The sequence below is a fragment of the Streptomyces sp. NPDC033177 genome, from assembly GCF_055577715.1.
Map to the genome: position 1 here is coordinate 301,285 of NZ_JBVIPS010000005.1, position 24,703 is coordinate 325,987.

Sequence of the window (24,703 nt, forward strand, 5' to 3'; positions counted from 1 at the left end):
GCTGCGCGGCGCGTGCCGTGAGCGCCGCGTGCCTGAGCGCCGCTGCGCGGCGAATCTTTCCCGCCCACCCACCCGATTACCCCGCGGCGAATCGCACCCGCCCACCCCCGCTGGTCGCCGTGCAGCGAATCTCGACCGCGCACACCGCCCGGCCCCTGCGGCGAATCTCAACCGCGCACCTACGCGTCCCCGGCGGTAAAAGCTCTCCCACCCGCCCACCCGATTGCCCCGCGGCGAATCTCCCCCGCCCACCCGAGTACCCGCGGGGTAACGGGTGGGTGGGTGGGGAAGCTTTTGCCGCGTAGCGGCGGGTTGGGTGGTGGGCGCCGCAGCGAGGCGACGCCGGCCGCCCCGCAGGGGTAGTGGGCCGCCGGCCCCTTAAGCCCCCGGCGGCCGCTCGCCACCCGCGTCCCGCAGGGCCGCCCACCGCGCCTCGCGTGACGCGTCGTCATGCCAGTCCGCCACCGGACCAGGCGTAGCCGCGGACGTACCCGAAGGCGACTGCGGCAGGAAGTCGTACGGCTCGAACGGATCCGGTGCGGGCGAAGGCGCCGGAGGCTGCGGTCCCTGGCGGCGGCGGGGAAGGCGAGGCAGGCGTAGACGGGGAGCCCGCAGCCGCAGTTGAGGGACCCGCGGCTTCGGCAGACGGAGCCACGGCAGGCGAGGCGTGGCCCGGCGCGTCCGCAGGCGCCAGGACCGCGCCGCCAAGGCGAACGGAACGCCCACCACCGCCACCCACCCCAGCGTCGCCGCCCCCGTCTGCCACCACACCGGCCCGAACTCGGCGAGGACGGCCACCCCCATCGGGCCACCCGCCAACGCCGCGAGGCCCGCCATGAACACCCCGCACAGCGCCGCCGCCGCCAGGGCGACCAGCGCCGTCCGGCCCGGGGTCCACGCCTTGCCGCGCTCACCGGAGACAGGCGCCGCCGCCCCCGCCGTGAACCACGCCAGGACGAGCCCCCCGGCCAGCGGCACCGCGCCCACCGCCCACGTCAACGGCGTACCGGGCCCCTGCGCAGGCACCGCCGCGAGCAGCGGGAACTCCGGCAGCATCGGGGCCGAACTCACGGCGAGCGGCGCCGCCACACTCCCCGTGCCGAGCGCGAAGCCGGGGCCGAGGCCGTACGCCGCGCCCCACACGGCCGCGTTCGGCACCAACGCCATGGCCAGCAGGAGCACTGCGAAACGGCCCGACCACACGTCCGTGACCTGCGCGAACGACGCCCTCGCCAGGCCGCCGTGCAGCACGAGCGACACCGCCACAAGGAGCGCTCCCCCACCGACGAGCACCACCGTCCCGGCCGACGCGGCCCGCGTGACGGCGCGTACGTGCCGGCGTACGAGGAAGGGACGTACCACCGCGGGCAGCGCGCGCAGACCGCCCCGCACCACACCCGGCAGCGGTTCCCGGGGCCGCCCGACCGCGGTCCACACCCCCACCGCCGCCGCACAGGTCACGACCATCGGCAGATGCAGCACCGCGCTCGGCCACGACGGCCGCAGTTCGCCCCCGGCCGCGTACAGCGTCGCGGCGGTGCCGACCAGCAGGTAGCCGCCGACGACCCCGCACCACGCGGTCCGCGGCGCCATGCCGCGCTCCTCCGGGTCCGCCGCGTCCCGCGCGGCGCGGTGCGCGAGCCAGCCCGGCAGCACCATCAGGAGCAGAGGCGTGATGCCGACCGGCGCCGGGGCACCGGAGACCGTGTCCGTGCGGATCAGCTCCGTGCCGTGGGCGATCAGCCACACCGCGGCAGCGACATGCAGCGCTCCGTCGGGCCCGCTGTCGGGATAGGGCGAGCTGATCCAGAGGACCATCACCAGGACGGCGCAGACGCCCAGGCCGAGCCCGGCCGCGACAGCGCCGCCGAACAGGCACGTCGCCAGTCCGGGTGAGCGGTCCCTGAACCGTTCGACGAGTGACTTGAGGGGCGGCAACGGTGAGCTGCGGTCGGTGAGGTGAGTCACACCGGCCATGCTCCCAACGACACGCGCTTTCTCCCTGTAACAGGCGAATACCGGATGTGTCGCACAAGATACGTTTATGTACTTTTTCGTACGACGGACCGGTCGCGCCCGGCTGCCCGCCGCACGAACGCCCACGGCCCACGGCGCGGAGAGTCCGACATGACCCAGAGCCCTGCCACACCGTTGCCGTCCCCCAAGGAACGCCGACGTCTGCGCGAGGCGAAGTCCCTGAGCCAGGCCGAGATCGCCGCCCGGGTGGGCGTCACCAGGGAGACGGTCCGCTCCTGGGAGGCCGGCCGCTCGAAGCCACGCGGCCGCAAGCGTGACATCTACGCGAAGCTGCTCGCCGAGCTCGCGAACGAGCAGACCGTCGCGAGCGAGCGCGCGGGCGAGCGTTCCGCACGGCGCCCCAGCTGGGCCCGGGACGCACCCCCCGCCATCGACGCCAAGGACGGCAAGTCCCCCGCGCGCATCCCGGTCGGCGCGGCGATGAACGGTCACACCCGGCCCGAACCGGTGGTGCGGACACCGGCCGCCGCCCCACCCGGGGCCGAGCCTGAGCCTGAGCCGTCCAGGCCCCCCGCGGGAGCCATCACCCCCGCCGAAGCCTTCGACACGCTCTGCGTGACCTGCGCCCCCGGCCTCGTACGCCAGACCTACCTCCTCACCGGCCGCCGCACCCTCGCCCAGGAATCGGTGGAACGCGCCTTCCAGCTCGCCTGGCAGCGCTGGCCCGAGGTCGCCGTGGACCGCGACCCGGCGGGCTGGGTGCGCGCGGCGGCGTACGAGTACGCGATGTCCCCCTGGCACCGCCTCCGCCCCACCCACCGGCACCCCGACGCCCCGCCCGCCGAGGCGGCCGACCGTGCCTTCCTCAAGGTTCTGATGAGCCTGCCGCCCGCGCAGCGCCGCGCCCTCCTGCTGTACGACGGCATCGGCCTCGACCTGCCCGAGACCGCGGCCGAGACGGAGGCGAGCACGCCCGCGACGGCCAACCGGCTGCTGAACGCGCGCGAGGCGATCGCCGAGAAGCTCCCCGACCAGGCATCGACACCCGAAGCCCTGCACCAGCGCCTCGGCGAACTGTGCGGCGCGGAGAAACTACGGCCGCCGAACGCGGCCCGGGTACGCACCGGCAGCGAGCACCGCGCCCGCTTCTGGACCCGCGCGGCAATCGCCTTCACCGCCCTGATCGTCGGCGCGACGGCCCTCACCCTGAGATCGGCCCCCACGCACTACGAACCACCCCAGTCCCCCGGCAAGGCCATCAGCGGCGTCCCCCCACACATGGGCCCCGGCCACCTGACGTACGCAGACCAACTCCTCCACAAGAAACTCCGCGAAGACTTGTCGAGCGGCCCGGAAAGACTCACACCACAGGCGAGATGAAGGCCCCACAAGGGGCGCGGGGAACGGCGCAATCTTTCAGGGGCGCGGGGAACTGCGCAGGCATTTAGGGGCGCGGGGAACTGCGCGACGCCAGCCACGGCCGGCCCGCAGGCAAAAGAAGGTGGGCCCGCATCTCACGCAAGAGAGATGCGGGCCCACCTTCAAAAGCTCAGCCCAAGCCTCAGCCGGCCAGAATGGCCCGCGCAAGCTTCGCCGTCTCGGTAGGCGTCTTGCCCACCTTCACACCGGCAGCCTCAAGCGCTTCCTTCTTGGCGGCAGCCGTACCGGAGGACCCGGAGACGATGGCACCGGCGTGGCCCATGGTCTTGCCCTCGGGCGCGGTGAAGCCGGCGACGTAGCCGACGACCGGCTTCGTCACGTTGGCCTTGATGTAGTCCGCCGCACGCTCCTCGGCGTCACCGCCGATCTCGCCGATCATGACGATCAGGTCGGTGTCGGGGTCAGCCTCGAACGCCTCGAGAGCGTCGATGTGCGTCGTGCCGATGACGGGGTCGCCACCGATGCCGACGGCCGAGGAGAAACCGATGTCACGGAGCTCGTACATCATCTGGTACGTCAGCGTGCCGGACTTCGAGACCAGACCGATGCGGCCCGGCTTCGTGATGTCGCCCGGGATGATGCCGGCGTTCGACTGACCCGGGGTGATGAGACCGGGGCAGTTCGGGCCGATGATGCGGGTCTTGTTGCCCTTCGACTTCGCGTACGCCCAGAAGGCGGCGGAGTCGTGGACGGCGATGCCCTCGGTGATGACGACCGCGAGGGGGATCTCGGCGTCGATCGCCTCGACGACGGCGGCCTTGGAGAAGGCCGGCGGCACGAAGAGGACGGACACGTTGGCGCCCGTGGCCTCCATGGCCTCCTTGACCGAGCCGAAGACCGGTACCTCGGTGCCGTCGAAGTCGACCTTCGTGCCCGCCTTGCGCGGGTTCACGCCGCCGACGATGTTGGTGCCGTCACCCAGCATGAGCTTGGTGTGCTTCATGCCCGTGGCACCGGTCATGCCCTGGACGATGACCTTGCTGTCCTTGTTGAGGAAGATAGCCATGGTGGTGTCTTAACCTCTTCCCTTACTTCGCAGCCGCGAGCTCGGCGGCCTTGTCGGCCGCGCCATCCATGGTGTCCACGCGCTGCACGAGCGGGTGGTTGGCGTCGCTCAGGATCTTGCGACCCAGCTCCGCGTTGTTGCCGTCGAGGCGCACGACCAGCGGCTTCTCGACCTTCTCGCCCTTCGAGGCGAGCAGCTCAAGAGCCTGCACGATGCCGTTGGCGACCTCGTCGCACGCGGTGATGCCACCGAAGACGTTGACGAAGACGGACTTGACGTCCGAGTCGCCCAGGATGATCTCCAAGCCGTTCGCCATGACCTCGGCGGAGGCGCCGCCACCGATGTCGAGGAAGTTGGCCGGCTTCACGCCGCCGTGGTTCTCACCGGCGTACGCGACGACGTCCAGCGTCGACATGACCAGACCGGCACCGTTACCGATGATGCCGACCTCGCCCTCGAGCTTGACGTAGTTGAGGTTCTTGGCCTTGGCAGCAGCCTCGAGCGGGTTGGCTGCGTCCTTGTCCTCGAGCGCCGCGTGGTCGGCCTGGCGGAAGTCGGCGTTCTCGTCGAGCGAGACCTTGCCGTCCAGGGCCAGGATGCGGCCGTCCTTGGTCTTGACGAGGGGGTTGACCTCGACGAGGAGCGCGTCCTCGGCGACGAAGGTGTCCCACAGGGTCACCATCGCCTCGGCGACACCCTCGGCCACCTCGGCCGGGAACTTCGCCTGGGCCACGATCTCGCGGGCCTTCTCGATGTTCACGCCTTCGACGGCGTTGACCGGGACCTTCGCGAGGGCCTCGGGGGTCTTCTCCGCGACCTCCTCGATGTCCATGCCGCCCTGCACCGACGCCATGGCGAGGAAGGTGCGGTTGGTGCGGTCGAGGAGGTACGAGACGTAGTACTCCGCCTCGATCTCCGGGGACAGCTCGGCGATCATCACCTTGTGGACCGTGTGGCCCTTGATGTCCATCCCGAGGATGTCCGTCGCGCGAGCGACGGCCTCGTCCGGGGTGTCGGCCAGCTTCACGCCGCCGGCCTTGCCGCGGCCACCGACCTTCACCTGGGCCTTGACGACCGACTTGCCGCCCAGCTTCTCGGTGGCCTCGCGCGCCGCCTCAGGCGTGTCGATGACTTCACCGGCCAGCACCGGTACACCGTGCTTGGCGAAGAGGTCCCTCGCCTGGTACTCGAACAGGTCCACGCGCGTCCGTCCCTTTTCCGTGATCTCGCTGCGATCTCGCTGCTTTGTGGTCAGCTGTCTGCGTGGGCGTGCCGCGGAGGGCAACGTGACTGCGCTGTCACAAGGGAGGCGTAGGACGGAGTCCGGTACGCGGCATGTCCGTCTCGCAGGTTATCGCCGTGGGCCGTGGGTCCCTAAATCGCAGATCACATTTGGGCGGTGATGACTGTCACAGATCACGGGGCCGGGGACGGAGCGGGCGGCCCCTGAGGTGACAGGGGCCGCCCGTTTGCTGCTGTTACGGCTGGTACAGCTTTGTTCTTGTGGTGTCAGACGGCGTACGTCGTGGTCAGACGGCGTACGTCGTGGCGTTGGTCGTGGTGTTGGTCGTCGCGTTGTACGCCTGCTCGTACGTCGGCAGGTAGTCCGGGGTGACTGAGCCGGCCACGCCCTGGACGCCGGAGACGGCGTTCCCGGCGAGAGTCCGCGCGTCGGGGGCGACGGTGCCCGTCAGGTCCTGCGCGAACGGCGAGACCTGGCCGACGACCCCGTCGGCGAACGGCTGGACGTCGCCCGTGACGCCGTACGCGAGCTCGCCCGCGCTGCCGCCGATGCCCTGCACGACCGGCCGCACCTGGTCGGTGACGGTCTGCACGAGCGGCGAGACCGAGCTGACGACTCCGCCCGCGAAGGGCCGCACGTCGTCGCCGACGACGCCCTGCGCCAACGGCGGGACCTCGCCGACGATCCCACCGGCGAACGGCTGGACGTCGCCGATCACGCCCTGCGCCAGGTAACCGGCGTCGCCGACCGCCTGCCCCGCGACCGGCACGACACCGTCGACGGCGGTGGCGGCGACCGGCGGCAGCACGGCGGTGGCGGTCTCGTCGACGATGGGGGTGGCGGTGTGCGCGACGGACGCGGGGGCCTTCGTCGCGGCGGCTTCGGCCTGCGGGGCGAAGGCGGAGAGCGGACCGAAGAGGTAGTCGACGGAGTCTTCGGGGGTGCGGAGGTCGGGGGTGTGGACGTTCGGGGTGCTGACGTGCGGCGTGCTGACCTCGGGGGCCTTGATGTCCTCAGGGTCCTTGGGGGCGGCGGGCTTCGCTTCGGTGACGGGGGACTTCGCGTCGGCGACGGCGGACTGCGCCTCGGTGACGGTGGACTTCGCCTCGCCCTTGGCGTCCGCGACACCGCTGGTGACGTCGTCGACCGCGTCGGACGCGTTGTCCGGCAGGGCGACGGAGTGCTGCGGCAGCTCGTCCGCACTGGCCACGGCGGAACCGAGTGCCCAGGCGCCCGTGACACCGGCGGCTATGACGATGGAACGACGAATGTTCTTGTTCATGTGTGCTTCAGATCCTTCGAATTCTGGCTGTGAATCCGACCTGGAGGCGTACGTTGGTACGTCCGGTCGGCGGGCAGACCTTTGCCACCCCCGCGCGGCAGGTCTTCGCGGGGAAAGGGCTGCCCTAGCCAGGGAATTCGGGAATGTCCCGGTGTCGTTCGCGGACCGGCGCGGAAACCTGAGCGGCTTCGACGCCCCGCAGAAGCCGCACGGGCGCACGGCTGTCGGACGTGGCGGCACAAGGATCACCGTGCCGCGTCGAACCGCCGTCCCCGGCCGACTGCCCGCCCAGCGTCCGCGCCGGATCGCCGGGCACGGAGGGGAACGGCTCCTGCCCGGTCCGGTTCGCGTCGCCCGCATCGGCGCCACTCACCTGCTGACCGGCCAGGTACGCCTCGCCGGTACCGGCGAAGGTGAGGGTGAGAGTGGAGGCGTGGGCGTGGGCGTGGTCGCCTGTCCCGTACGGGGACTTGGCCCGCGCCTCGTGCGCCGTCCCGGAAGCCGCCGCGCCCTGTCCCGCCTGGGGCGACCGTGGCTCGACGCCGCGATCCGCACCGGGGCCGACGCCAGCGCCGGGCTGCGGCAGGTCAGGAACGCCGGGTGCTCCGGGGAAGCCGGGAGCTTCCGGGAGGACCCGCTGCGGCGCGCCATCGACGACTCCGGTGACCCCGTCCACGACCGGCCGCACAACACCTCGCGCGGCTTGCGCCACGGGTCCGGCGGCACCAACCACAGGCTCTACGACGGGCTCTACGACGGGCTCGACCGCAGCATGGCGCACGGCCTCGTGCCCGTCCCGCGCGGCCTCGGCCACCCGCTCCCGCACCGGTTCCGCAGAAGGCACCGCCTCCGCGGACCGCACCGACTCCACACGTTCCGGAGCCGGTACACCATCCGCCGCCTGAGCGCGCTCGCCGCAGATAAATCCCAGCGCGAGCAACCCGGCCAGCAACAGCACCACTTGCAGCGCACGCCGCCCGGCCACGGCGCGCGTCACGCGCACAGCGGCATCGGGCAATACGACTGCTGCGGGAGTCAAGACGAGGGGGTTCCTCTGCTGGGCCGGGCGGGGCCCGAAAGCACGACATGCGCGACGCGACATGCGCGCGCTCGCTCCGGGAGTGAAGCCCGCCGATCCTCGCACGGGCTGCCCGCCCTCGCGCAAGTCCCCTGTTACCGATGCGTATTCATGTCCGGTATGGGCAGAGGGCGCTTCTCGATCGCCGCTGCCATCACCTCCGGGAAAAGGTCGGGGGTGCAGGCGAAGGCCGGCGCGTCCAGCGCCGAGAGGGCTGCCGCGTGCTCACGGTCGTACGCGGGTGTCCCCTCGTCGGAGAGCGCGAGCAGCGTCACGAACTGCACGCCGGACGCCTTCATCGCCGCGACCCGCTTCAGCATCTCGTTGCGTATGCCTCCTTCGTAGAGGTCGCTGATGAGGACGACGATGGTGTCGGCGGGCCGGGTGATCTGCGACTGGCAGTACGCGAGCGCCCGGTTGATGTCGGTACCGCCCCCCAACTGCGTGCCGAAAAGGACGTCCACCGGATCGTCGAGCTGATCGGTCAGATCGACGACGTTCGTGTCGAAGACGACGAGCCGTGTGTTGAGCGACCGCATCGAACCGAGCACGGCGCCGAACACCGAGGCGTAGACGACGGATGCGGCCATCGAGCCCGACTGGTCGATGCAGAGGATGACCTCCTTCTTCACGGACTGCGCTGCCCGCCCATACCCGATGAGGCGCTCGGGCACGATCGTCTTGTACTCCGGCAGGTAGTTCTTGAGGTTCGCCGCGATCGTGCGGTTCCAGTCGATGTCGTGGTGGCGCGGTCTGCTGACCCGGGCGCTGCGGTCGAGCGCGCCGGTGAGGGTGGCGCGGGTACGCGTGGCAATCCGCTTCTCGAGGTCCTCGACCACCTTGCGCACGACGGCCCGCGCGGTCTCCTTGGTGGTCTCCGGCATGGCCTTGTTGAGGGAGAGAAGGGTCCCCACCAGGTGTACGTCGGCTTCCACGGCCTCCAGCATCTCGGGCTCCAGGAGCAGCGTCGACAGGCCGAGCCGCTCGATGGCGTCGCGCTGCATCACCTGGACGACGGACGTGGGGAAGTACTTCCGGATGTCCCCGAGCCAGCGCGACACGGACGGCGCGGACGCCCCGAGCCCCGCCGAACGGTCCCGCGACCGCTCCTTCTTCCCTCCGTCCCTTCCCTCTCCCCCGTACAACGCCCCGAGCGCCCCGTCCATCGCCGCATCCCGCCCAACAAGCTCACACCCGGTCCCCTCACCCTCCCCTCCACCCAGTACAAGCCGCCACCGCCGCATCCGCTCCCCGGCAGCACCCCCTCCCTGCCCACCCACATCTGCCCCCGAGCCACTCCGCACTGCGCCAACACGCGCACCCTGAGCCGTGGCATCGTGCTCACCCTGAACCCCCGCAGCGTGCCCACCCTGAGCTACGGAAGCCTGCGCGCCTCGCTCTGCCCCAGCCGGCCCACCCCGAGCCACCGCATCTCCCGCACCCCGAGTCGCCGCAGCAGGCCCACCCCGAACCGCCGCAGCCTGCGCGCCGTTCACTGCCGCAGCCTCCACACCCCGAGCCACCGCAGCGTGCCCACCCTGAGCTACGGAAGCCTGCGCGCCTCGCACTGCCCCAGCCGGCCCACCCCGAGCCACCGCATCTCCCGCACCCCGAGTCGCCGCAGCAGGCCCACCCCGAGCCGCCGCAGCCTGCGCGCCGTTCACTGCCCCAGCCTCCACACCCCGAGCCGTCGCGTCTCGCGCACCCCGAACCGTCGCATCTCCCGCACCCCCAGCCACCGCATCTCCCTCCCTTCGAGCCACCGCATCTCCCGCACTCGCACCCGTCATTGCCTCAGCGCCCCCCGACCCCGCTTGAGCGACGTCCTGCGTCATCGACCCACCCCCACAAGATCGTTTCCGTCATCGGCCCCAGGTCCGCCCGCGGGCCCGCTCTCGGCGCCGGCCCCGAACCCGACCCCCAGCAACAGACTCAGCACCGGCAGCACCGCGTCCGCCCTCTCCCCGTCCAGCTCCGCCCCGAAGCCAGGTATCCCGCCGGTGATGGTCGCGGCGCCGCCTCCCGACGGGCCCCGCCGCACCAGTTCGCCCAACGTTCGACGTACTCCCGGTTCGTACGCCGAGAAGGTGCGCCGCAGCAGTGGGAGTACGTCGGTGAAGGCGCGGTCGGGGACTCCGGTCAGCCAGTCGTCGACCAGCCCGAGCAGCCGCTCATCGTGTACGAGCAACATCCCGCCACCGGAGCCGCCCCCCACGAAGCCCTCGATCCAGGCCGCGGCTTCGGCGGGATCCGTTCCCCGTGACAGGGCGAGCCCCATGAACCGGGCGGTCTCGTCCTCGGCCAACTCCGCGCTGTCCGTCAGGATCCGCACGCACCGCCCACGCACCACCCCCGCGACGCTGTCCCGCTCCCCCAGCACCCGCAGCACGGAGTACCACCGCCCCCGTATACCGGCCCCCGGTGGCGCCGACCGCACCCCCAGCTCGCCCAGCAAGCCCACCGCCTGGTGAACGGCGTCCACATGCCCCCGCATCTCGAGCGCCGCGTCCCCGTCGAGCCCCGCGCACGCGGGAGGCAGCCCGACGAACACCCGCTCGGCCAGGCCCACGGCCACCTCACCGAGGGCAACGGTGTCCGTACCCCGCACATCCCCGTACCGAAGCGACCGCACCAACGCGGGCAACGCCTGCGCCAGGTGTCCGACATCCGCGTCCAGCGCCGCCCGGTCCGCGAGGACCCGCATCACCACGGGCAGCGCGTCCGGCAACTCGGCCAGCAGACACCACTCGGCCAGCGCGGTGACATCGGCCAGCGCCCTGGCCCCGACGGCATCGGACTCCGCCCGCGCGGTGGCCGCCGCCGACACGGTCGTCCCCCAGACCCCCGCCTCCGCCACCCGCACGGAAAGCTCCGGCTCCCACCGCAGCCGCCACGTCTCCCGGAACGTCCCCGTACTCCCCCGGGACTGCACGGGCTCGCCCCAGCCGATCCCGAGCAGCCGCAGGCGATGCAACAGCCTGCTGCGCGCCGCGTCCGTGTCCTTGCGCAGGTCGAGCTCCAACTCCCGCTCCAGAGCTTCGGGCTTGAGCCGGAGCTTGCGCTGGAGCCGCGTGAGATCCCGCTGCAACGGCACCGCCGGCGCGGAGTCCGGCACCTCCCCCAGGACATCCCCGACGACGAGCTTGTCGTGCACGAGGGAGAGCGGCACGTCCGAGCCCTCACACATCACCGCCCGGATCGCGTCCATCGTCTCGGTGAGCCCCGGCAACGGACGCCCCCGCATCACGGCGAGCGTGTCCGCGAGCCGCACCGCCTCGATGACGTGCGCGGACGACACCATCCTGTCCTCGTCCCGGAGGAGCCGCGCGACCTTGGTCAGCCAGCGCTCGACGGGCCGGTCGGGCGCGCCGAACAGATGCCCGTACCAACCCGGCGAGGCGATCCCCGCGCCGTATCCGCTGGCCCGGGAGAGACGGCGGTGCGTCCAGGGCACCCAGGTCATGTCGACCTTCACCTTCGGCAGCCCCTTGAGCAGCGCCCGGTCGGCCGCGACCGTCACCTTCTGCCGCAGGGCGGGCACATGCCAGGCCCCGCACACGACCGCGACCTCGTCCGCCCCGAACTCCCGCTCGGCCGACCGCACCTGGATGCGCATGTACGCCTCGCGCACCAGGTCACGGTCGTGCCCGCCCGTCCCGTACTCCTCGCGCAACGCCCCCATGGCCTCGCCCAGCGCGTCGAACGGCGCGAACACGTCCCCGCCCCCGTGCCGGTGCTCGACGACGTCCTCCCACCACCGCTCCGGATCGTCGTACCCGGCGGTCTCGGCGAGCACCGCCAGCGGATCGATCCGCACCGCGTCGACCTCCGCGTCCCCCGCGGCCCCTGGTTCGCCCGGCTCCCCCTCCGCGGCGTCCTGTGCCCCCTCCGCCCCCTCGGCCCGCGCCAGCGAATGCGCCGCCGGAAGATCCATGAACCGGACCGGAACCCCCGCCTCCGCCGCCCACTTGATCGCGACCCACTCCGGCGAGAACTCCGCAAGCGGCCAGAACGCCGAGCGGCCCGGCTCGTCCACCACATGCGCGAGCAGCGCGACCGGCGGCCGCATCCCCTCCTCCACCGCGAGCGCCACCAGCGCGTCGGCTTCCGGCGGCCCCTCGATCAGCACCACACGCGGCGCGCCCGCCTCAAGCGCGGCCCGCACCGCACGCGCCGAACCCGGCCCGTGATGCCTCACTCCCAGCAGCAAAGGCCCCTCGCCAGCCCGTGTCGTCGTCTCCCGCACCTCGCCGCTCATGTCCGCTCCTCCCCGTCACCCGCGAACCAGCCACCGTCACACCCACCGCCACATCCACACCCACGCCCCCGTTCGTCACGCGCTCACCTCACGGCACGCGCGGTAGAAGTCCTTCCATCCGTCGCGCTCGCGGACCACCGCCTCCAGGTACTCCTGCCAGATCACCCGGTCCGCCGCCGGGTCGCGGACGACCGCGCCGAGGATGCCCGCCGCGACATCCCCCGGCCGCAGCACGCCGTCCCCGAAGTGAGCGGCCAGGGCGAGGCCGTTGGTCACGACGGAGATCGCCTCGGCCGTCGAGAGCGTGCCGCTCGGCGACTTCACCTTCGTACGCCCGTCGGCCGTCACCCCGTCCCGCAGCTCGCGGAAGACGGTGACGACGCGGCGTATCTCGTCGATCCCCTCGGGTCCGGACGGCAGGTCGAGCGAGCGTCCGATCTGGTCGACGCGCCGCGAGACGATGTCGACCTCGGCCTCGGCGGTCGCAGGCAGCGGAAGGACCACCGTGTTGAATCGGCGGCGCAGCGCGCTCGACAGGTCGTTGACCCCGCGGTCGCGGTTGTTGGCCGTGGCGATGAGGTTGAAGCCGCGTACGGCCTGCACCTCCTGGCCCAACTCCGGTATGGGAAGGGTCTTTTCCGACAGGATCGTGATCAGAGTGTCCTGTACGTCCGCGGGGATGCGGGTCAGCTCCTCGACCCGCGCCGTCATGCCGTCGGCCATGGCCCGCATGACAGGGCTCGGCACGAGCGCGTCGCGGCTGGGGCCGTGCGCGAGCAGCTGCGCGTAGTTCCAGCCGTACCGGATCGCCTCCTCCGGCGTGCCGGCCGTGCCCTGCACGAGCAGCGTCGAGTCCCCGCTGACGGCGGCCGCCAGATGCTCGGACACCCATGTCTTCGCGGTGCCGGGCACGCCGAGCAGGAGCAGGGCACGGTCCGTGGCGAGGGTGGTGACGGCGACCTCGACGATGCGGCGCGGACCCACGTACTTCGGCGAGATCACCGTCCCGTCGGGCAGCGTGCCACCGAGCAGATACGTCGCGACCGCCCATGGCGAGAGCCGCCAGCGGGCAGGCCTGGGCCGGTCGTCCTGCGCCGCGAGCAGGGCCAGTTCGGCGGCGAACGCCTGCTCGGCGTGCGGCCGCAGCGCCTCCGCGGGCGCGGTCGTGGACGCGGGCTGGTTCTCGGTCGACGAGGTCGTCGAATCGACGGACACGGTCATGGAGCGATCCCCCTCCAACTCGTCCGGGCGCATCTGGCCCGGATGTGGTTCCCACCGTGCACCACGCCACTGACAATCGACCCGCGCACGCCGCTGACCTGCACGGATACCGAGTGCGGGGTCGATTGTCAGTGGCGGGATCTACCTTCGATGACATGACTCAGCAGGGGGTGCGCTGGACGGCGGATCAGGTGCTGGCACTGGCGCCTGACGCCCCGTCACGCAAGGCGGGAAGCAAACTCGGCGTCGCCGGTCCATGGTCGGAGGCGGGCAGTTCGGGCGAGGGGGCGGTGTGGGGGCTGTGCAAGGGCAGTGGCAGCAAGCCGTATCAGACGGTCGTCGACATAGCGGACATCACCGGCGCCGCGGGCCCGGCGTACAAGTGCAGTTGTCCGAGCCGCAAGTTTCCGTGCAAACACGCGCTCGGGTTGCTGCTGCTCTGGTCGGGCGAGGACGGAGCGGTCGGTGCGGTGCCGGACGCGCAGCCGCCGGGGTGGGCCGAGGAGTGGCTGGCGGGGCGACGTAAGAGAGCGGAGACGAAGCGGACTCCGGACACCGGGCCCGGTTCGCCGGTCGCCGATCCCGAGGGCGCCCGCCGCAGGGCGGAGCGACGGGCCGAGCGGGTGACGGCGGGGGTGACGGAGCTGGAGCAGCGGCTCTCCGATCTACTGAGGGGCGGCATAGCCGCCGCTGAACAGACGGGGTACGGCCTGTGGGAGGAGACGGCCGCCCGCATGGTGGACGCCCAGGCGCCCGGACTGGCCGCGCGCGTGCGGGAGTTGGGTGCCATCCCGTCCTCGGGCCCCGGCTGGCCGGTGCGGATGCTGGAGGAGTGCGCGCTCCTGCACCTCCTCGACCAGGGCTGGCTGCACCGCGAGCGGCTGCCGGAGCCCCTGGCGGCCACGGTCCGTTCCCGCGTCGGCCTGCCCACACCGGCACAGGGCCCGCCGGTTCGGGACCACTGGCTGGTGCTCGCGCAGTACGACACGGCGGACAGCAAGCTCACCACCCGCCGGATATGGCTGTACGGCGCGGAGTCCGGGCGGACGGCCCTGCTTCTTTCGTACGGAGCCGCCGGGCGCGCACCGGCCCTCGCGCTGCCGGTGGGCCTCGCGCTGGACGCCGAACTGGCCTCGCATCCGGGTGCCGGACAGTTGCGGGCCGACCTGGGCGAGCAGTTCGGTGCTCCCACGCCGACTGCCGTCCGGCCACCGGGCGTGCAAACGGAACAGGCCGCGCGCCGCTACGGGGAGATGTTGCGGGACGACCCCTGGCTGGATTCCTGGCCGGTGACGTTGAGCGACGTCATTCCGACCCCTCACCCGGGGCCCGCGTCCGACAGCTGGCAACTGGTGGATGCGGAAGGCGGCAGGGCACTGCCCATCACCCCTTCCGCGGCCTCCCGAGCGGGCCTGTGGCGCCTGGTGGCACTCTCCGGCGGCGCTCCGGTGACGGTCTTCGGCGAGTGTGGTCACGAGGGCTTCACCCCTCTGACTGCCTGGCCGCGGGGAGCGGGAGAGGCAGTAGCCCTGTGCTGACACGAATGTGGAAGACCTGAGAGATCTGAGAGATCTGAAAGTCCGTAGCGATACCAAAAGATCAAAAAAGACCCGAGAGTCCCGCCCGGGTGAGGAGTCCACATGACCTGCACCACCGCACTCACCTCCACCGCCCTCACCGCAGCGACCGCCACCCCCTGGGAGGACCTGGTCACCGCCGCCCTCCTCGGCACCGACCGCCGCACGCCTCCCGTACGCACCCAGGACAAGGACGCGCCGACCGCCCTTCTTGACGCGGCCGCGGTGCAGACCGTGCGGCGCAGAGCCGGGCTGACCCCCGCGCCCGCGGCCACGCCTCCCGAGCCTGCCGCGGCGGACCCGAGGCCCCAGGTGCCTCCGTCGGCACGGCGCAGGCTCGCCACTCTGCTCACCGATCACCCCGGAGCGGGCGGCGGGGGACGGCGGGGTGCGGTACCCGACCTGATGGAACTGCTGCCCCAGTGGCTGGCGTTGGCCAACGACCGCGGCTTCGCGGCGCCACCCGAGCTGGTTCCCGCCCTCCTCAACGCAGCCCGCGGGCGCACCGACCTGCGACCGCAGGCCCTCGCCTTCGCGGGCCCGCGGGCTCTGTGGCTCGCGCGGCTCAACCCGGACTGGAAGTTCGCGCTCCGCTCGACTCCGGGCGGCGGTGTGGCGCTGCCCGCCCCTGAGGAGACGGCGCAGGTCCAACAGCTGTGGGAAGAGGGGCTGTTCGCCGAGCGTGTCGCTCTGCTCGGCGCCGTGCGGGCGCACGACCCGGCCGCCGCACGGGACCTGCTCGCCTCCACCTGGAGCACGGAGCGCGCGGAGGACCGTCTGATGTTCCTCGACTCCCTGCGCACCCATCTGCACGACGCGGACGAGCCGTTCCTGGAACAGGCCCTCACCGACCGCAGCCGCAACGTCCGCGCCACCGCGGCCGAGCTCCTCTCCGCACTCCCCTCGTCGGCTCTCGCCGCGCGGATGGCGGACCGGGCGGCGTCCTGCGTGGCCATAGACCATGCGCAGGGCACGAAGAACGAGCCGACGCTCACCGTCGAGTCGCCACACGAGTGCGACGCGGGCATGGAGCGCGACGGAGTCACCCCGAAGCCGCCGACCGGCCGGGGCGAACGATCTTGGTGGCTGGGTCAGTTGGTGGAGGCGGCCCCGCTCGGCATCTGGCAGGAACGGCTCGGCGGCCGTTCCCCCTCCGAGATCGTGGCGCTTCCCGTGGCCGACGACTGGCAGAGCGAGCTGCACGCCGCGTGGTGCCGCGCGGCCGTGCGGCAGCGCGACGCGGTCTGGTCCCGGGCGCTGCTCGGGGCCCCCTCGTCCCCCGACGCGGCGGGGCCCGGCGCGGCTTCGCTCGCCGAGCGCGCCAAGCTCCTCGCCGCGCTGCCGGCCGGGGAACGGGCCGACTGGGTCGCCGGGTTCATCGCGACGCACGGCCTCTCGGAGGCGTTCCAGCTGCTCGGTGTGTGCGCGCTGCCCTGGTCGGAGCCGCTGGGCAGGGCGGTGGTGGACGCGCTGAACATCGCGCGGGACGCCGGGAGTTATCCCTGGAGCTTCAGCGGGGTGATGGGTCTGGCGGAGCGCTGCCTCGACCCCGCGGAGGCGGTCCGGCTCGACGTACTGACGGCGATACCGGACGAGCCGGAGGACGCGTCACCCGGCGCGGGCGGCTACTGGTCGGAGGCTTTCCAGCGTCTTGTCAGTACGTTGCGTCTCCGCGCGGCGATGCGGGCCGAGCTGGGCACGGAGCCGGTCAAGCCGGGCGCGGAGCCGGCGAAGCCGGGCGCGGCGGCAGAGGATCCGGGGGTGCCGTCCTCTTAGGCACCCCCATCAGGAGGCCGGGCGACCTCGCCACGGGACGGCGGCCGTCAGGCGCCCGCCGGCTGACGGACGTTCGCCCGGACCCAGTCCACGATCGAAGCCGTGGTGGCTCCGGGAGTGAAGATCTCCGCGACGCCCTTCTCCTTGAGCGGCGCGATGTCCGCCTCGGGGATGATGCCGCCGCCGAACACCTTGATGTCCTCCGCGTCGCGCTCCTTGAGGAGCTCGATCACGCGCGCGAAGAGCGTGTTGTGGGCGCCGGAGAGGATGGACAGACCGATCGCGTCGGCGTCCTCCTGGATCGCGGTGTCCACCACCTGCTCGGGCGTCTGATGCAGGCCGGTGTAGATGACCTCCATACCCGCGTCACGCAGTGCCCTCGCGATCACCTTGGCTCCGCGATCATGACCGTCGAGACCCGGTTTGGCCACCACCACGCGGATCGGACCGGCTGCCACACCCATCACTGCCTCCATGTACCGATATCCATCTGTCCAAGCACTGGCACCCCGTGCCGCACCGGCCGGGGAAGTGAACGAACGTTATCTCCAGCATCTCGCACCCGGCAGTTTCGCGGTGGAGAGCGAGGGGGAAATCACACGAAGGGACACGTTCGCTGCGCGCCACTCCCGTGTCCAGCGGCTTTGGGACCGCTCGCGGGACGGCGCAAGGGGAGCCGCAACGAGGTCGCCGTGCCACCGCGCCGTCCGCCGCGCGCCGTGTGATGCGGCGCATCGGCGATCGCGCCGGTAGCGGGTGCGCGGTCGGCGCTGACCACGCACCGTCGCACGACCTCTGTCACGCCTCCCCCTATGGGCACACGGGGGTCAGAGCCGTCCCCCGGCGTGCCGACCGGGAGGTCGACCATGACCATCACGAGGGTCCTGCCCTTTCGCCCGCCCTGCTCTCTGCTGCCCGCCAGACTGGCGGGGCTCTCCGTCGCCCTGCTGAAGGCGACCGCACTTGAGGTGGCGATCCTCGCCGGGCACCTCCTCCTCTACCCGTCGGGCATCGCACAGGAACGCAGGATCGCCGCCGAACTGCCGCCTCCCGACGCCCCCCGGCTCCCCGCGGAGAGCAGGCCGCCGGTCGTCCTCCTGCACGGCTTCATCGACAACCGCTCGGTCTTCGTCCTCCTGCGCCGCTCCCTGGCCCAGCACGGCGGCCAGCACGTGGAATCCCTCAACTACTCCCCTCTCACCTGCGACATCCGCACCGCGGCCGAACTGCTCGGCCGCCACATAGAGGAGATCTGCGAGCGCACGGGCCACCACCAGGTGGACATCGTCGGGCACAGCCTCGGCGGCCTGATAGCCCGCTATTACGCGCAGCGTCTGGGCGGCGACGAGCGCGTTCGCACACTGGTCACCCTCGGTACCCCGCACGAGGGAACACGGGTCGTGCCGCTGGCCGACGCGCACCCGATCGTGCGCCAGATGCGCCCCGGATCGGAGGTGATCGAGGAGCTGCGGGAGCCCGCACCGGGCTGCCGGACCCGTTTCGTGAGCTTCTGGAGCGACCTGGACCAGCTGATGGCCCCGCTCGAGTCGGCCTGCGTCAACCACCCCGACCTGATCGCCCAGAACGTACGTGTCTCCGGTATCGGTCATCTCGCCCTGCCCGTGCACCCCGCGGTCGCCTCCGGAATCCGCCAGGCCCTCGATCTGCCTGCTCCGGGGACCCGCGCGAAGGATGCCGAGAGCGGACTCACCGTGGCCTGAGGAGCAGCTCGCGCACTCGACGGCGAGCAAAATTTGTCGAACGGAGCTCGAACGCAGGGCCAAAGCTGTGCCCGCCGACCGCCGAAAGGCGGCCGAATGCCCGTTTCCTGAGAGCACGAAACCTGCCGAAGATTGTCGCGCCCGCGTACCGCCGGGTACAGTCGCCGCACTGCTCTGCCCCCTGCTGCCGAGGCGAAAGAGAAGTTGGTGAACGACCGTCACCCGTCGGGGAGCTCGACACCCCCGGCCTCGGCACCCGCCGACCATGCGCCCTACGCGGCGTATGACCTGCAGAGCACCCAGCACGGCGCCTACACCGGTTACGACAGCTACTCCACCGGAAGCTTCGACACCACGGGCAGCTATGCGACGGCCGGTCACGACACCGGAAGCTTTGCGTCCGACCCGCTCTTCGGTGACATGCCCGGCAGCTCCTACGACACCGGCCAGTGGTCCACGACAGGGACCCAACAGACGCTGAACCACGACCCGTACGCCGCGCAGCACCAGGCCGCGTACGACACCGGTGGGTACGAGAACGGCGCTTACGACACCGGTGGTTACGACACCGGCGCCATGTGGTCGACCGGCGGCCATCAGCATCTCTCCGCCGAAATTCCTGCGCAGCAACCGGGCCCCGACGCCACCAGCCAATGGGACGCGGGCGCCTGGGACCAGCCGCAGCAGACCGGCCAGTGGGAGACCCAGGCCTTCGACACCGGTGCGTACGACGCGCCCGCGTGGAACTCCGCCGGCCAGGACATGACGTACGGGGCCGCCGCGACGCACGACGCGTACGGCACCCCCGAGACACCTGAGACGCACGAGGCGCACGGCACGTACGAGGCCCAGGACACGCCCGGAGCGCCCGACACGTACGAGGCTCCCGAACCGTACGAGCATTCGCCTTACGACACCGGGTCCTACGCCACCGCGTCGTACGACTCAAGCCTCCCCAGCCCCGATGCCTACGTCCAACCGGTTCCCGCTGAGCACGAGTTCACACCCGACGAGGCTCCCGCCGATTCACTCGGCCCGGTCGAGCCGACCCGCAGGGCTTCCGCGAGGATCGATGAGCCGCCGCTCATGGACCGTTCACACGGCTCCCGTTCCCGGGCCCGCCGCCGCTCCCCCGCCAAGCGCTCCGCGCTCTTCACCGTCGCCGTGCCGTCCGCCTGTGTGATGGGCGTCGCGGGTATCGCCGCCGCCTCCGTGGGCGACTTCGGCGGCGACGACGGCAAGGAGACGCAGGCGGCAACCGCCCCGGACCCCGCGTCGGTGCAGCCTTCCGCCGCCAACAACAAGCTCGACACGCAGCTTGCGAACCTCTCGGCGGACGCCGGTGACTTCGCCGACCGCGCGAGCCGCACGCAGGAGCGCATCGACCTCAAGGCGGAGAAGGTCGCCGCCGCGAAGAAGGCCGCCGAGGAAGCCGCGCGCAAGGAGCGCCTGCGCCCGAAGTTCTCGCTGCCGGTGAAACAGCATGGTCTGAGCGCGTACTACGGCCAGGCCGGCGTCAACTGGATGTCCGCGCACTCCGGAATCGACTTCCCGGTTTCGTACGGCACCGAGGTGCTCGCCGCCACCGACGGCACGGTCTCCACGAAGTGGAACAGCGCCTACGGCAACATGGCGATCGTGACCGCCAAGGACGGCACGGAGACGTGGTACTGCCACCTCTCCACGCACAAGATCTCCAGCGGCCCCGTCAAGGCGGGCGACCCCATCGCTTTCTCCGGGAACTCCGGCAACTCCACGGGCCCGCACCTGCACTTCGAGGTGCGTCCCGCGGGCGGCTCGGCCATCGACCCGCTGCCGTGGCTGCGCAGCCACGGCCTCGACCCGACGTAACTCCGGCCGCCCGCGCGGCCTTAGAGCTTCTCCACCGGTGCGTACCGCAGGAGGAGCCGCTTCGGCTTCGGCTCTCCGAAGTCCACCGTCGCCTCGGCGTTGGCGCCCGTCCCCTTCACCCCGACCACGGTCCCGAGGCCGAACTGGTCGTGCGTGACCCGGTCCCCGACCGCGAGCGCGACCACCGGCTTCTCCGACGCACGGCGTGTGGCGAAGCCCTGGGCGCCGCCGGTCCGCGAGCGGGACGAGGACAAGGAGGAGGCGATCCCGGCAGCGGGGCCGGAAGTCGCCGGCGCGCCCACGGAACCCTTCCGCTTCCAGTCCAGGTGCGCCTCCGGGATTTCCTCCAGGAAACGTGAGGGCGGGTTGTACGAGGGCTGTCCCCAGGCGCTGCGCATCGAGGACCGCGTCAGGTAGAGCCGCTCACGCGCGCGCGTGATGCCCACGTACGCGAGGCGGCGCTCCTCCTCCAGCTCCTTGACCTGGCCGAGGGAGCGCATGTGCGGGAAGACGCCGTCCTCCATGCCGGTCAAGAAGACGACCGGGAACTCCAGGCCCTTGGCGGTGTGCAGCGTCATCAGCGTGATGACTCCGGAGCCGTCGTCCTCCTCGTCCGGGATCTGGTCGGAGTCGGCGACGAGCGCGACCCTCTCCAGGAACTCCGAGAGCGTGCCGGACACACCAGTGCCCGCGGCCTCTTCGCCCTCGGCCTCGCCCGCGGCTTCGTCCTCGCCTTCGCCTTCGCCTTCGGAGGCGGCAGCACCGCTGTCCTGCTCGAACTCCAGGGCCACGGCGGCCAGTTCCTGGAGGTTCTCGATGCGCGTCTCGTCCTGCGGGTCGGTCGAGGCCTGCAGCTCGGCGAGATATCCGGTCCGTTCGAGCACGGCCTCAAGGACGACGGCGGGTCCCGCGCCGGACTCGACGATGGTCCGCAGCTCCTCCATCAGCACGTTGAACCGCTTGACGGCGTTGGCCGAGCGGGCCGCCATTCCGTACGCCTCGTCGACGCGCTTCAGGGCCTGGGGGAAGGAGATCTTCTCGCGCTGCGAGAGCGCGTCGATCATCGCCTCCGCGCGGTCGCCGATGCCCCTCTTGGGCACGTTCAGAATGCGCCGCAGCGGGACGGAGTCCTCCGGGTTGGCGAGCACGCGCAGATACGCGAGGACGTCCCGGACCTCCTTGCGCTCGTAGAAGCGGACGCCGCCGACGACCTTGTAGGGCAGGCCGACGCGGATGAAGATCTCTTCGAAGACACGGGACTGCGCGTTCGTCCGGTAGAAGATCGCGACGTCGCCGGCCTTCGCGTCGCCCGCGTCGGTGAGCCGGTCGATCTCGTCGGCGACGAACTGCGCCTCGTCGTGCTCGGTGTCGGCGACATAGCCGGTGATGCCCGCGCCCGCGCCCGCGTTGGTCCACAGGTTCTTGGGGCGGCGGCTCTCATTGCGCTCGATGACGGCATTGGCCGCGGTCAGGATCGTCTGCGTGGAGCGGTAGTTCTGCTCCAGGAGGATCGTGGTCGCGTCGGGGTAGTCCTCCTCGAACTGGAGGATGTTGCGGATCGTCGCGCCGCGGAAGGCATAGATCGACTGGTCCGCGTCACCCACGACACACAGCTCGGCCGGGTCGTCGCCCTCGCCTCCGGAGGGGCCCACCAGCTCGCGCACCAGGGCGTACTGGGCGTGGTTGGTGTCCTGGTACTCGTCGACCATCACGTGGCGGAAGCGGCGGCGGTAGTGCTCGGCGACGTCCGGGAACGCGCGGAACATGTGGACCGTCGTCATGATCAGGTCATCGAAGTCGAGGGCGTTCGCCTCGCGCAGCCGCGACTGGTACATCGCGTACGCCTGGGCGAGCGTCTTCTCGAAGCCGTCGGCGGCCTGGCCGGCGAAGGTCTCCTCGTCGATCAGCTCGTTCTTCAGGTTCGAGATCTTGGCACTGAAGGACTTCGGCGGGAACTTCTTCGGGTCGATGTCCAGGTCACGGCAGACCAGCGCCATCAGCCGCTTGGAGTCGGCGGCGTCGTAGATCGAGAAGGAGGAGGTGAAGCCGAGCTTCTTCGACTCGCGGCGCAGGATGCGCACGCACGCGCTGTGGAACGTCGACACCCACATCGCGTTGGCCCGCGGCCCCACGAGCTGCTCGACGCGCTCCTTCATCTCGCCCGCGGCCTTGTTCGTGAACGTGATCGCCAGGATCTGTCCCGGGTGCACGTGCCGCTCGGCCAGGAGATACGCGATGCGGTGCGTCAGGACCCGGGTCTTGCCGGAGCCGGCACCCGCGACGATGAGCAGCGGGGAGTCCGCGTGCACGACGGCCGCGCGCTGGTTCTCGTTCAGCCCGTCGAGCAGGGCCGCCGGGTCGATCACGGGGCGCGGGGCGCCGCCGCGGTAATGCGCGTCCCGGGGCACGGGCGCGTCGAACTTCCCGTCGAACAGATCATGCGGAACGGATTCCGGCGCACTGTCCTCGGGCGGCGGCGGGGGCTCCCCCTCCGAGGCCCGCGAGGGCTGGAGGTCCGCCAGGAAGCTGTCATCAAAGAGGCTGCTCATCGCCTCCCGAGTCTAGGCGGCCCCACTGACAACCCGCCCCGGGTTCCGGCCACGTCACCCCGCCTACGCCCTGCCCGCGGACGGTCACTCTCCGCTTCGGCGCGACGTGCCCGCGTCAAGAGCTTCGTAAAGTAACGAAAATGTATCGGGCATATCGAACATCAACCTTCACACGAGCCACACGAGTTGGCTAGCGTGCTCCGCGGGCCGCTCGTACTTCCACCGGCGAACCCCGCCGGGAACGGGTGGCCTCCGCCGAGTTCGATTTCCTCGGAGCCGGGGACCCACGATGAACTTGGGGTGAATCGGTCCCGTACGCAGTACGGGACCGTAGGGCAACCTTCCGGAACCACCCGCCCGAACCCGACAGCTAACCCGGTAGGCGGTCTACGGAAGGAGTCGCCTCCCTTGGCGTCGCACCGCAAGCCGCGGGCCCGCATCACCGGCCTACGCACCACTCCGGCCCTCGGCATCACGACGGCAGCCCTCACCTCCGTGGCTCTCCTGTCACAGAGCGCGCAAGCGGCACCGTCAGCGCCCCAGAAGCCCAGCCTCGAAGAGGTGCAGAAGAAGGTCGACGACCTCTACCACCAGGCGGGCGTGGCCACCCAGAAGTACAACTCGGTCAAGGAGCGCACCGACAAGCAGCGCAAGAAGGTCGACACCCTTCTCGACGATGTGGCCAAGCGCACCGACAAGCTGAACGAGGCCCGCCAGCAGCTGGGCACGTTCGCCGCGGCCCAGTACCGCACCGGCGGCGTCTCCAAGACCGCCACGATGATGCTCGCCGACGACCCGCAGGGTTACTTCGACCAGAACCACCTGTCGGACCGGCTGACCGCACGCCAGAAGCAGGCGGTCGACGACTACCAGACGCAGCAGTCCTCGGCGACGAAGCAGCGCACGAAGGCCGCCAAGAGCCTGGAGACGCTGAGCGACTCGCGGGACGATCTGCGGACGAGCAAGCAGACCGTCCAGAAGAAGCTGGGCGAGGCGCGCACGCTGCTCTCGGAGCTGACGGCCGAGGAGAAGGCACGGCTCGCGGCGATCGAGAAGAAGAAGGAAGAAGAGGCCAAGCGCAAGGCCGCAGAGCTGGCGCGCAAGCAGGAGGCCGAGGCTGAGGCCAAGCGCAAGGCGGCGGAAGAGGCCGCGGCCAAGGAGCGCGAGAAGGAGAAGGAGACCCCGGATTCGGGCTCCGGTTCCGACACCGGGACGGGCACCGGCTCCGGCTCCGGCGACACGGACAGTGGCTACGCGACAAAGGCCGCGAAGGTGATCAACTTCGCGGAGGCCCAGATCGGCAAGCCGTACGTGTGGGGCGCGACCGGGCCCGACTCCTACGACTGCTCCGGGCTCACCCAGGACGCGTGGAAGGCCGCGGGGATCACCCTGCCGCGTACGACGTGGGACCAGGTGAAGGTCGGCACGACCGTCAAGACGGCCGATGCCAAGCCCGGCGACCTGGTCTTCTTCTACGACGACATCAGCCACGTCGGGATCTACATCGGCGACGGCAAGATGATCCACGCCCCGAAGCCGGGGACGAACGTCCGCGTCGAGTCGATCTACTACATGCCGATCCACAGTGTGGTGCGCCCCGCCTGAGCACTGGCGGAGGAGTCCCTACGCGCGCGGGGGGGGGGGGGTGGGGGGGGGGGGGGGGGGGGGGGGGGGGGGGGGGGGGGGGGGGGGGGGGGGGGGGGGGGGAAAAAAAAGAGAGGGGA

16 protein-coding genes and 1 riboswitch are annotated in these 24,703 nt (G+C 71.3%); of the genes, 6 read left to right on the forward strand and 10 right to left on the reverse strand.

The features are described 5' to 3' along the window. Positions 1-378: 378 nt before the first annotated feature. Positions 379-1,977: a cell division protein PerM gene (locus ACZ5U5_RS19440; protein WP_469023093.1), complete on the reverse strand. Its 1,599-nt coding sequence runs from the start codon at positions 1,975-1,977 to the stop codon at positions 379-381. 150 nt (positions 1,978-2,127) lie between these two features. On the opposite strand from ACZ5U5_RS19440, the gene ACZ5U5_RS19445 reads away from it, so the two are divergent. Next, positions 2,128-3,357, forward strand: a complete 1,230-nt coding sequence (locus ACZ5U5_RS19445; RefSeq protein ID WP_469023096.1) for a helix-turn-helix domain-containing protein — start codon at positions 2,128-2,130, stop codon at positions 3,355-3,357. A 181-nt stretch (positions 3,358-3,538) separates the two neighbouring features. On the opposite strand, the gene sucD is transcribed toward ACZ5U5_RS19445, so the two are convergent. The 7 genes from sucD to ACZ5U5_RS19480 all read right to left on the reverse strand — a co-directional run bounded on the left by sucD (position 3,539) and on the right by ACZ5U5_RS19480 (position 13,505). Continuing rightward, a complete protein-coding gene (gene sucD, locus ACZ5U5_RS19450; protein ID WP_160506736.1) occupies positions 3,539-4,423 on the reverse strand; it encodes a succinate--CoA ligase subunit alpha in 885 nt (294 codons plus the stop codon). Between the two features lie 22 nt (positions 4,424-4,445). Further along, positions 4,446-5,624 carry an ADP-forming succinate--CoA ligase subunit beta gene (gene sucC / locus ACZ5U5_RS19455; RefSeq protein WP_469023099.1) on the reverse strand — a complete coding sequence of 393 codons (1,179 nt, stop codon included), beginning with the start codon at positions 5,622-5,624 and terminating at the stop codon, positions 4,446-4,448. Between the two features lie 328 nt (positions 5,625-5,952). Next, entirely contained in the window at positions 5,953-6,948 is a 996-nt protein-coding gene (locus ACZ5U5_RS19460) for a hypothetical protein (protein WP_469023101.1), read from the reverse strand. A gap of 124 nt (positions 6,949-7,072) precedes the next feature. After that, positions 7,073-7,987: a hypothetical protein gene (locus ACZ5U5_RS19465; RefSeq protein WP_469023104.1), complete on the reverse strand. Its 915-nt coding sequence runs from the start codon at positions 7,985-7,987 to the stop codon at positions 7,073-7,075. Positions 7,988-8,121: 134 nt separating this feature from the next. Then, a complete protein-coding gene (locus tag ACZ5U5_RS19470; protein ID WP_469023752.1) occupies positions 8,122-9,270 on the reverse strand; it encodes a vWA domain-containing protein in 1,149 nt (382 codons plus the stop codon). 587 nt (positions 9,271-9,857) lie between these two features. Beyond that, positions 9,858-12,284 carry a DUF5682 family protein gene (locus tag ACZ5U5_RS19475; protein WP_469023106.1) on the reverse strand — a complete coding sequence of 809 codons (2,427 nt, stop codon included), beginning with the start codon at positions 12,282-12,284 and terminating at the stop codon, positions 9,858-9,860. Between the two features lie 75 nt (positions 12,285-12,359). Beyond that, positions 12,360-13,505, reverse strand: a complete 1,146-nt coding sequence (locus ACZ5U5_RS19480) for an ATP-binding protein (RefSeq protein ID WP_469023108.1) — start codon at positions 13,503-13,505, stop codon at positions 12,360-12,362. A gap of 155 nt (positions 13,506-13,660) precedes the next feature. Here ACZ5U5_RS19480 and ACZ5U5_RS19485 point away from each other — a divergent pair, with 155 nt between their 5' ends. Together ACZ5U5_RS19485 and ACZ5U5_RS19490 are read left to right on the forward strand one after the other, a co-directional pair. Further along, on the forward strand, positions 13,661-15,043 hold the full coding sequence (locus tag ACZ5U5_RS19485; protein ID WP_469023111.1) for an SWIM zinc finger family protein: 1,383 nt from the start codon (positions 13,661-13,663) through the stop codon (positions 15,041-15,043). Between the two features lie 102 nt (positions 15,044-15,145). Next, a complete protein-coding gene (locus tag ACZ5U5_RS19490; RefSeq protein ID WP_469023113.1) occupies positions 15,146-16,858 on the forward strand; it encodes a DUF5691 domain-containing protein in 1,713 nt (570 codons plus the stop codon). 47 nt (positions 16,859-16,905) lie between these two features. Here ACZ5U5_RS19490 and ACZ5U5_RS19495 read toward each other — a convergent pair whose 3' ends face one another. Continuing rightward, positions 16,906-17,322: a cobalamin B12-binding domain-containing protein gene (locus tag ACZ5U5_RS19495; protein ID WP_160506729.1), complete on the reverse strand. Its 417-nt coding sequence runs from the start codon at positions 17,320-17,322 to the stop codon at positions 16,906-16,908. Positions 17,323-17,724: 402 nt separating this feature from the next. Between ACZ5U5_RS19495 and ACZ5U5_RS19500 the strand changes: the two genes are divergently transcribed. Beyond that, positions 17,725-18,579, forward strand: coding sequence for an esterase/lipase family protein (locus ACZ5U5_RS19500; RefSeq protein ID WP_469023117.1), 855 nt, complete (start codon positions 17,725-17,727; stop codon positions 18,577-18,579). A 207-nt stretch (positions 18,580-18,786) separates the two neighbouring features. Continuing rightward, positions 18,787-20,430, forward strand: a complete 1,644-nt coding sequence (locus tag ACZ5U5_RS19505; protein WP_469023119.1) for a M23 family metallopeptidase — start codon at positions 18,787-18,789, stop codon at positions 20,428-20,430. A 20-nt stretch (positions 20,431-20,450) separates the two neighbouring features. On the opposite strand, the gene pcrA is transcribed toward ACZ5U5_RS19505, so the two are convergent. After that, positions 20,451-22,979 (reverse strand): DNA helicase PcrA, encoded by a 2,529-nt coding sequence (gene pcrA, locus ACZ5U5_RS19510; protein ID WP_469023122.1) that lies wholly within the window; start codon positions 22,977-22,979, stop codon positions 20,451-20,453. Positions 22,980-23,222: 243 nt separating this feature from the next. Beyond that, positions 23,223-23,379: riboswitch (cyclic di-AMP (ydaO/yuaA leader) on the forward strand. A gap of 8 nt (positions 23,380-23,387) precedes the next feature. Here pcrA and ACZ5U5_RS19515 point away from each other — a divergent pair. Beyond that, the gene (locus ACZ5U5_RS19515; RefSeq protein WP_469023124.1) at positions 23,388-24,584 is read left to right on the forward strand and encodes a C40 family peptidase; all 1,197 of its coding nucleotides are present in this window, start codon (positions 23,388-23,390) and stop codon (positions 24,582-24,584) included. Positions 24,585-24,703: the final 119 nt, after the last annotated feature.

Excerpts from the sequence above, each read along its gene's own strand:
- ACZ5U5_RS19440 (WP_469023093.1), bottom strand. The coding sequence starts at position 1,977 with ATGGCCGGTGTGACTCACCTCACCGACCGCAGCTCACCGTTGCCGCCC.
- ACZ5U5_RS19445 (WP_469023096.1), top strand. The coding sequence starts at position 2,128 with ATGACCCAGAGCCCTGCCACACCGTTGCCGTCCCCCAAGGAACGCCGA.
- sucD (WP_160506736.1), bottom strand. The coding sequence starts at position 4,423 with ATGGCTATCTTCCTCAACAAGGACAGCAAGGTCATCGTCCAGGGCATG.
- ACZ5U5_RS19460 (WP_469023101.1), bottom strand. The coding sequence starts at position 6,948 with ATGAACAAGAACATTCGTCGTTCCATCGTCATAGCCGCCGGTGTCACG.
- ACZ5U5_RS19470 (WP_469023752.1), bottom strand. The coding sequence starts at position 9,270 with ATGCGGCGGTGGCGGCTTGTACTGGGTGGAGGGGAGGGTGAGGGGACC.
- ACZ5U5_RS19475 (WP_469023106.1), bottom strand. The coding sequence starts at position 12,284 with ATGAGCGGCGAGGTGCGGGAGACGACGACACGGGCTGGCGAGGGGCCT.
- ACZ5U5_RS19480 (WP_469023108.1), bottom strand. The coding sequence starts at position 13,505 with ATGACCGTGTCCGTCGATTCGACGACCTCGTCGACCGAGAACCAGCCC.
- ACZ5U5_RS19485 (WP_469023111.1), top strand. The coding sequence starts at position 13,661 with ATGACTCAGCAGGGGGTGCGCTGGACGGCGGATCAGGTGCTGGCACTG.
- ACZ5U5_RS19490 (WP_469023113.1), top strand. The coding sequence starts at position 15,146 with ATGACCTGCACCACCGCACTCACCTCCACCGCCCTCACCGCAGCGACC.
- ACZ5U5_RS19495 (WP_160506729.1), bottom strand. The coding sequence starts at position 17,322 with ATGGGTGTGGCAGCCGGTCCGATCCGCGTGGTGGTGGCCAAACCGGGT.
- ACZ5U5_RS19500 (WP_469023117.1), top strand. The coding sequence starts at position 17,725 with ATGACCATCACGAGGGTCCTGCCCTTTCGCCCGCCCTGCTCTCTGCTG.
- pcrA (WP_469023122.1), bottom strand. The coding sequence starts at position 22,979 with ATGAGCAGCCTCTTTGATGACAGCTTCCTGGCGGACCTCCAGCCCTCG.